The sequence below is a fragment of the Okeania sp. SIO3B5 genome (assembly GCF_010692555.1).
In the GTDB taxonomy this organism is placed as follows: Bacteria; Cyanobacteriota; Cyanobacteriia; order Cyanobacteriales; family Microcoleaceae; genus Okeania.
Genome location: NZ_JAAHHG010000482.1, coordinates 1 through 7656, shown reverse-complemented (window position 1 = coordinate 7656; position 7656 = coordinate 1). Strand labels below are relative to the sequence as shown.

Genomic DNA, 7656 nt, shown 5'->3' with positions numbered 1-7656 from the left:
GAATTGATGAATAACAGTGCAATAAAAGAGCATGATTTTTGATTGTTGGAGATATCTATCTATAGTAATTAAATATCAATATCCTCACTTCTTGGCCTAAAAACCCAACATTAGCAAAGATACGATCGGGGCTTCTATATTACAGAGCTTTTCCTTTTTGTCAACCCCTATACCTGAAAGTTTAAGTCTTTCTTGTTAACAAAGTAAGTATTTCTATGGATGTAGTAAATAGTTCAATAATTGATAATTGATAATGGATAATTGATAATGGATAATTGATAATTACCTCTCCCTAAAAAAAAGAGGATTGAATAAAAGGAAAATTTTTTCTTGTTTCTCCTTTACCTTTAAAGGAGAGACTTTAAACCAGCCATCAGCCATCAGCTATTGCTTTTAATTTTAGATAAAAGCTTTACTAATTGAGTCAGAATTTATACTTACTATAAAAGCTGCCTGAAACAGTCTATATTCATTAAAATCCTCTTTTTTTTGCTGTTTGCGCAGCATTCCGCAGGAAAAGCTGACTGCTAATAGCTGTTTGCGCAGCATTCCGCAGGAAATGCTTACATAATTACCAATAAGTATAATTAAGAAATAGAAATAATTACTAATGATGAAAATTTTAGTTTTAAACGCAGGTTCTAGTTCTCAAAAAAGTTGCTTGTATGAAATTACTGGGGAAAAATTACCAGAAAATCCACCAAAACCAATTTGGGAAGCAGCAATTGACTGGACAGCTAATGATAATTATGGTCTGATGGAAATAGCAGCAAATGGAGTGAAAAAGGAGATAAAACTTGACCCAGAAAAACGCTTAGAAAGCATTGCTAAAATGTTAGAAACTCTGAGGAAAGGAGAAACTAAAGTTATAGAAAAACTATCCGATATAGATGTAGTTGGTCATCGAGTAGTTCATGGCGGTTCAGATTATTCAGAGGCAACATTTATTACAGATAAAGTCAAGGCAACAATCAAAAATCTTATTCCTTTAGCACCTACTCATAATCCCAATCATTTAGAAGGAATTGAAGCTATTGAACAAACATTAGGAAATGTAGCTCAAATAGCAGTATTCGATACAGCATTTCATAGCAAAATGCCAAAAAAAGCTGCTATTTATCCAATTCCTTATGAATGGTTTGAAAAAGGAATTAGACGTTATGGATTTCATGGCACAAGTCATAAATATTGTGCTCAAAAAACAGCAAAAATATTAGGAAAATCACTAGAATCTTTGCGACTAATTACTTGTCATTTAGGTAATGGAGCCTCTCTAGCAGCAGTTCGTAATGGAATTAGTATTAATACTACTATGGGATTTACTCCATTAGAAGGATTAATGATGGGAACTCGTAGTGGCTCAATTGACCCGGCAATTCTCATTTATTTAATGCGAGAATATGGTTTAGATGCAGAAAAACTAAATATAATGCTCAACAAAGAATCAGGGTTAAAAGGAATATCTGGAAAATCTGGAGATATGCGTTACATAGATACAGCCATGCAAGAAGGAGATGAACGTGCTCAATTAGCATTCGATATTTATATTCATCAACTTTGTTGTTGTATTGGAAAAATGCTCGCTTCTCTTGGTGGTATAGACGTTTTAGTATTTACTGCTGGAATAGGAGAACGTTCAGCAATTGTCAGAGAAAAAACTTGTGAAAATTTTGAATTTTTAGGATTAAAAATAGACCGGGAAAAAAATATTAAACCAGGGATAGATACCGAGATTTCTACCTCAAATTCAAAAGTACAAGTGTTGGTAGTACATACAGAAGAAGATTGGGCGATCGCTTGTGAATGTTGGCAGAAAATGAATCAAGCTTAGGTGATATTTGGACTAAAAACTTTTAAAAATAGTTAATTGATTTTTAATTAGTTCTGTCATAGTACTAATAGACATCTCCAAAAATCAAAAAGACAATCAATTCTTATCCAGAAATTATCAATTGTTCTTCCCTGTTCCCTGTTCCCTCTTTTCTGGAGATGTCTAATACAATTTCACAAAAGAAAGTAAAAAATTATAAAGTACATAAGTACAGTAAAATTACAGTTATGGACAATGAAGACCTCAATCAACTCAATATTCAGCCAATGGCAGAAAGTCCTTTAGATCATTTAGGAGAAGAACCCCCAAAACCAGATCCGGAGGAAATGTTACCATTGCTAATTTCTGTAGAACCCTCCCAAAGGATGATTGCAGCGCGAGCTTTCTGTGAACTCCAGGAAAAACGGGCTATTACTCCATTAATTAAATTATTAGAGGATGATTGTCCATTAATACGAGTGAGTGCTGCTTATGCTTTGGGCCGTAATCCTAGCCCAGATGCAGTAGAACCTCTAATTACACAATTGAATAAGGACTTCAACGGCTATGTCCGTAAAGGAGTGGTTTGGGCCTTGGGAAATTGTCGCGATCGCCGTGCTTTGGAGCCTTTAGTTGATGTCCTCAGAACCGATATCTCTGCTGTGCGTCTATGGGCAGCAAGTTCCCTTGGTCAGATGGCCAAAGTAAGTTATGAAGTGGTAGTAGGAGCAATACCACCATTAATTGAAGGTTTACGACGAGACTCAATGCCAGCAGTTAGGAGTAATTGTGCATGGGCCATTGGTCAATTATGTAGAGAATTACCTTCTAATGTGGTCTATGCAGGTGGCATTGATGCCTTAATTGAAGCATTAGAAGAGGAGCAAGATATGGGAGTGCGGGAAGATGCTAAATCATCTTTGTTACGAGTAGGAGACCCCAGAGGTTTGCAAGTTATTGAAGATTTAGCAATGGAAGGGCTATAATTTAGAATTTAGAATTTAGAATTTAGAATTTAGAATTTAGAATTTAGAATTTAGAATTTAGAATTTAGAATTTAGAATTAATTTTGAGCTTTGGTATTTTTTGAGAATGCAGGGCGTTTTGCTTCGGGGTAATATCAAATCCGGTTGAATACTTATTGTATAGTTGAAGGAGATGGGGATATGGTAGAGCTAATTCATTGTCACCGGAGAAAAATTTTATCCTTTGAAATCTCGTATATTTTGCCAAAGTTACTTAATGGAAAATATAGGGTGACAAATATTCTCTGACCACAATGAATTAGCCCTGTGGGGAGATGGGGAGATTGAATATTGAAGTATATATAGTCATTCTGAATAAGACTGGAACACTTTTTCAGCTGAAACTCTTTCAAGGCAAGAAACCCTTATCTCAATCTTAACTGGAATGACTATAGATAGAATTATAAACATATATGGTTGGTGTTTTCCTTGGGGAGTCGTTGCTGTGGGTGGTACTCATGTTTGTCTCCGAAAATTTTACCCCAGTACAGTAATTTCATTAATCATGGATGAGGGAGTGACTAACTTCTGTGCTTCTCCCACAATATTAATAATGCTTACCAAGGAGGATCAAGTAATCAATAAATTACAACTTTCCCATACCGTTACAGTTGTTACTGGAGGTGCACCACCTTCTCCAACTCTGATTCAGAAAATGGAAGAGTTGGGAATTGAATTGATTCATGGTTACGGTTTAACTGAAACTTATGGCCCTCATTCTATCTGTGAATGGCAAGCACCATGGAATGAGTTATCACTTGCCGAGCGCGCTCGTTTGAAAGCTAGACAGGGAGTTGCTTGTATTTATTCTGCTCAGATGCGAGTAGTAGACAAAGATATGCAGGATGTACCTGCTGATGGGGAAACTATGGGAGAAGTGGTGATGCGTGGCAATAATGTCATGCAGGGATATTTTAACGATCCTGAGGCGACTGAGTTGGCGTTTCGGGGTGGTTGGTTTCATAGTGGAGATTTGGCGGTGATGTATCCTGATGGTTATATGGAATTACGCGATCGCGCTAAGGATATTATTATTAGTAGCGGTACAAATATTTCGACTATCGAAGTGGAGAGAGTTATTTATAAACATCCAGCAGTTTTGGAAGTGGCGGTTATTGCTATCCCGGATGAGAAACGAGGTGAGGTGCCGAAAGCTTTTGTGACTTTGAAACCTGATGAAAGTTTTACAGGAGCAGAAATTATTGATTTTTGTCGGCAGAATTTAGCACAGTTTAAGGTGCCGAAAGCGTTTTAGTTTATAGAGTTGCCAAAGACTGCTACGGGGAAAGTGCAGAAATATTTGTTGCGGGAAAAAGAGTGGGTTGGTTATGAAAAAAGGATTCACTGATACTGTTTCATCTAAGTCAGAAGTTAAAAGTAATGTTATTTTAGCTGAAAACTTGAAATTGAAAAAAATGGGATACAAGTTCGATACCCCACTTGTAGACTAAAAGTTAATATTTTTGTTAGGAATTTTCTGCTAACATGGCAGCAAATATTGAAACATCCCAAGACTTTTTATCTGATACCTGACCATCCCCAATTTCCACAAGACGTATATTTCCGTCAATGTTTTGAATGGTATCTATTGAATAGAATGGTGCCATGACAATTGCTGCAATACTTGCAACAACTTGGGGGACGACACTGTTAGGAGAATATACTTTCCCATTCATAACAAAATATCGAATTTCTGATTCCTTGATGTATTCTTCTACTCGACGGATAGCCACACCACCCTCTATTCCACCTCTAAATTTTTTAATCAATTCGACTATATTAATTGCCTCAGCAACTGTTGTAGCTAGAGAACCAACTTCAGTTGAGTTTGATTTGACGTAATCTTTGACAAAGAAGGCTTCCCAGTATAATGAAGCTATATTAGCCTCAAGTTTATCGTCATCTGGGAAAAAAACAGTTTCAGCAGTATATTCTTTACATTCATCATACCATCCTGGAAGATGGTGGCACTTGAGGTAATTGCTTAAGGATGTCAAAGGTGAACCACCTCTATTTACAATAAACTTAGTAAGCAATTCATATAGCTCGGGTTTGAGCATCCAGCCACGGTATAAAATAATTTCTCCTGGCTCAATTTTTGGTTCTGGCCTAAATTCTTCAAATTCAAGCATATCGAAATCAAATAAGGAGCAACTAACACCTAGAGCCTTAACTGCTAAGTATTCTTCTTGATATGGCTCGTCAGCTTCCTTTGTGTTTAGTGGGTTAAATGGATAAAGTATTCTCATTTTAATGTACACATCATTTCTGTAAACTAAACTATAAGAATTATATTCAAAAACCTAATGCGCTATTTGAGTTGTGTCTGTCCAATACATCCTTTGCACACTTTTACAAAATTTCTGATCTTAGATTTGGTTGTAATTTTTCCATCTCCCCACCACAAAAATATATAACAAACTTTTTAAGAAATGGTATTAGTTGTGCCATGCTACTACTAACCATTACTTGACAATAATCACGAATAATTTAATAATTTCTCTATAATAGCCTACGCAAAGAAACCCGGTTTCTAGGAGAAAGTATTGGTTTGAGCAATAGAAATCTAGGAAAAAACTGAGTTTCTAGGTTCGCGTGGGTAAGTCCTCTTTATAATACCACAAAGGAGCATCCTGAATGTCAAACCATAAAATTTCCTCTCAGTTTCTTACTCCCCAAAGTTTCCTAGAACGTAGTGTAGCAGCATTTGCTAACAAAGAGGCTATAGTTTACCGTTCCTCTCGATGGACTTATGCTGAGTTTGCCGCAAGAGTAAATCAACTAGCAAACGCCCTCAAAAACTGGGGTTTACAAAAAGGCGATCGCGTAGCTTTCCTTTGCCCGAATATTCCACCAATGTTAGAAGCACATTTTGGCGTTCCCTTAGCAGGAGGAGTTTTAGTCGCTATCAATATTCGATTAGCTGCTAAAGATATTTGCTATATCCTGAATAACTGTGGAGCGCGTCTACTATTTGTGGATACAGAATTATCTCACCTGATAGCATCAGTGCGGGATGATTTGGAAACTGTAGAAGAAATTATCAATATAGTAGACAGTCAAATAGAGATAACAGGAGAAAAATTACCAGGAACAGATTATGAAACATTTTTAACCACAGGCAGTTCAGACCCCATATCATCCTCACTCACAGACGAAAACGAACCAATTTCGATCAACTATACCAGTGGCACCAGTGGTCAACCAAAGGGCGTAGTATATACCCACCGTGGTGCTTATCTCAATGCTTTGGGCGAAGCATTAGAACTAGGAATGAATAATCGCAGCATTTATTTATGGACGTTACCGATGTTTCACTGCAATGGTTGGTGTTTTACCTGGGGAGTTGTTGCTGTGGGTGGTACTCATATCTGTATGCGGAAATTTTTCCCCAATACTGTAGTTTCGTTAATTATGGATGAGGGAGTCACTCACTTCTGTGGTTCTCCTACAATATTAATTGCTCTTGCTAACGATCGCGCCATCAAAAAATTGCAACTTTCTCATACTCTTCGAGTTGCTACTGCTGGTGCACCACCTTCTCCCACTATTATTCAGACGATGGAAGAGTTGGGAGTTGATATTACTCATGTTTATGGTTTAACAGAAACTTACGGGCCTCATAGTGTCTGTGAATGGCAAGCACCTTGGGATGATTTACCAATGGCAGAAAGAGCAAAGTTGAAAGCTCGACAAGGAGTGCCTTATATTCATGCTGTTCAGATGCGGGTTGTAGATCGAGATATGCAGGATATACCTGCTGATGGAGAAACAATGGGAGAAGTGGTGATGCGTGGCAATAATGTGATGCAGGGATATTTTAATGATCCAGAGGCGACTGAGTGGGCGTTTCGCGGTGGTTGGTTTCATAGTGGAGATTTGGCAGTGAGCTATCCAGATGGTTATATTGAGTTACGCGATCGCGCTAAGGATATTATTATTAGTAGTGGCACAAATATTTCGACTATTGAGGTGGAGAGGGTTATTTATAAACATCCAGCAGTTTTGGAAGTTGCGGTGATAGCTATTCCAGATGCGAAACGAGGTGAAGTGCCGAAAGCTTTTGTGACTCTCAAGTCTGATGTTAGTGTGAAGGAGCAGGAAATTATTGATTTTTGTCGTCAGCATTTAGCGGTTTTTAAGATTCCGAAAGCGGTTGAATTTATAGAGTTGCCAAAGACTGCTACGGGTAAGGTTCAGAAATATTTGTTGCGGGAGAAAGAGTGGGTTGGTTATGAAAAAAGGATTCACTAAAAGAAGAAGGAGTCAGGAGACAGGAGACAGGAGACAGAATTTTAGAAGAAAATCATAGCTGCCGTGATTGAGTAATTAATCAAGTAAATATTTATGCTGAATTATTTACTAGGAATTTGATCGACGAAAAAAGTAATTGAGATAATTCGCATAGTATAAATATCTACCAAGCTACAGATTTATATACTACTTTTAATGATACAAATCGAAGTACAGAATGTAGGTCATAACAACGGGAAGCGCTGTAATAGTAGGGGGTTAACGGCCGTTAACCCCTACAAATGATATATCATATAGAATCCGGATAATTGCTATAGGCAAGTCATTGCGACTGGAACGGAGTGGAAGGAAGCAATCTCAGGGGTGCGCGGAGATTGCTTCCTATCGTCGCAATGACGACTGTTTAATCGCATTCTATAATCAGAGCGTATACGTGCGTAATATCATGTCCGGTTGAACAGTGATAAATAAATAACTACGGAGGAGTCAGGAGTCAGGAGTCAGGAGTCAGGAGGAAAGAGGGAAGAAAGAAGAAGAACTGGAGTTGAAGGAGAAAGTTTTTTTATC

General features: G+C 37.5%; 6 protein-coding genes. 5 read left to right on the top strand and 1 reads right to left on the bottom strand.

Annotated elements, in window-relative coordinates; genetic code table 11:
* Positions 1-613 precede the first annotated feature (613 nt).
* The 4 genes from F6K54_RS36115 (at position 614) to F6K54_RS36100 (ending at position 4286) form a co-directional block, all read left to right on the top strand.
* Positions 614-1831 carry an acetate kinase gene (locus F6K54_RS36115; RefSeq protein WP_293088654.1) on the top strand — a complete coding sequence of 406 codons (1218 nt, stop codon included), beginning with the start codon at positions 614-616 and terminating at the stop codon, positions 1829-1831.
* A 227-nt stretch (positions 1832-2058) separates the two neighbouring features.
* A complete protein-coding gene (locus F6K54_RS36110) occupies positions 2059-2796 on the top strand; it encodes a HEAT repeat domain-containing protein (protein WP_293088652.1) in 738 nt (245 codons plus the stop codon).
* A gap of 424 nt (positions 2797-3220) precedes the next feature.
* Positions 3221-4090 (top strand): AMP-binding protein, encoded by an 870-nt coding sequence (locus tag F6K54_RS36105; RefSeq protein WP_293088650.1) that lies wholly within the window; start codon positions 3221-3223, stop codon positions 4088-4090.
* A gap of 73 nt (positions 4091-4163) precedes the next feature.
* Positions 4164-4286: a hypothetical protein gene (locus tag F6K54_RS36100; protein ID WP_293088648.1), complete on the top strand. Its 123-nt coding sequence runs from the start codon at positions 4164-4166 to the stop codon at positions 4284-4286.
* A 15-nt stretch (positions 4287-4301) separates the two neighbouring features.
* On the opposite strand, the gene F6K54_RS36095 is transcribed toward F6K54_RS36100, so the two are convergent.
* The gene (locus F6K54_RS36095) at positions 4302-5084 is read right to left on the bottom strand and encodes an ATP-grasp domain-containing protein (protein WP_293088646.1); all 783 of its coding nucleotides are present in this window, start codon (positions 5082-5084) and stop codon (positions 4302-4304) included.
* Between the two features lie 388 nt (positions 5085-5472).
* Here F6K54_RS36095 and F6K54_RS36090 point away from each other — a divergent pair, with 388 nt between their 5' ends.
* Entirely contained in the window at positions 5473-7089 is a 1617-nt protein-coding gene (locus tag F6K54_RS36090) for an acyl--CoA ligase family protein (RefSeq protein ID WP_293088644.1), read from the top strand.
* Positions 7090-7656: the final 567 nt, after the last annotated feature.

Coding starts and splice junctions, on each gene's coding strand:
- F6K54_RS36105 (WP_293088650.1), top strand. CDS start 3,221: ATGACTATAGATAGAATTATAAACATATATGGTTGGTGTTTTCCTTGG.
- F6K54_RS36100 (WP_293088648.1), top strand. CDS start 4,164: ATGAAAAAAGGATTCACTGATACTGTTTCATCTAAGTCAGAAGTTAAA.
- F6K54_RS36115 (WP_293088654.1), top strand. CDS start 614: ATGAAAATTTTAGTTTTAAACGCAGGTTCTAGTTCTCAAAAAAGTTGC.
- F6K54_RS36110 (WP_293088652.1), top strand. CDS start 2,059: ATGGACAATGAAGACCTCAATCAACTCAATATTCAGCCAATGGCAGAA.
- F6K54_RS36095 (WP_293088646.1), bottom strand. CDS start 5,084: ATGAGAATACTTTATCCATTTAACCCACTAAACACAAAGGAAGCTGAC.
- F6K54_RS36090 (WP_293088644.1), top strand. CDS start 5,473: ATGTCAAACCATAAAATTTCCTCTCAGTTTCTTACTCCCCAAAGTTTC.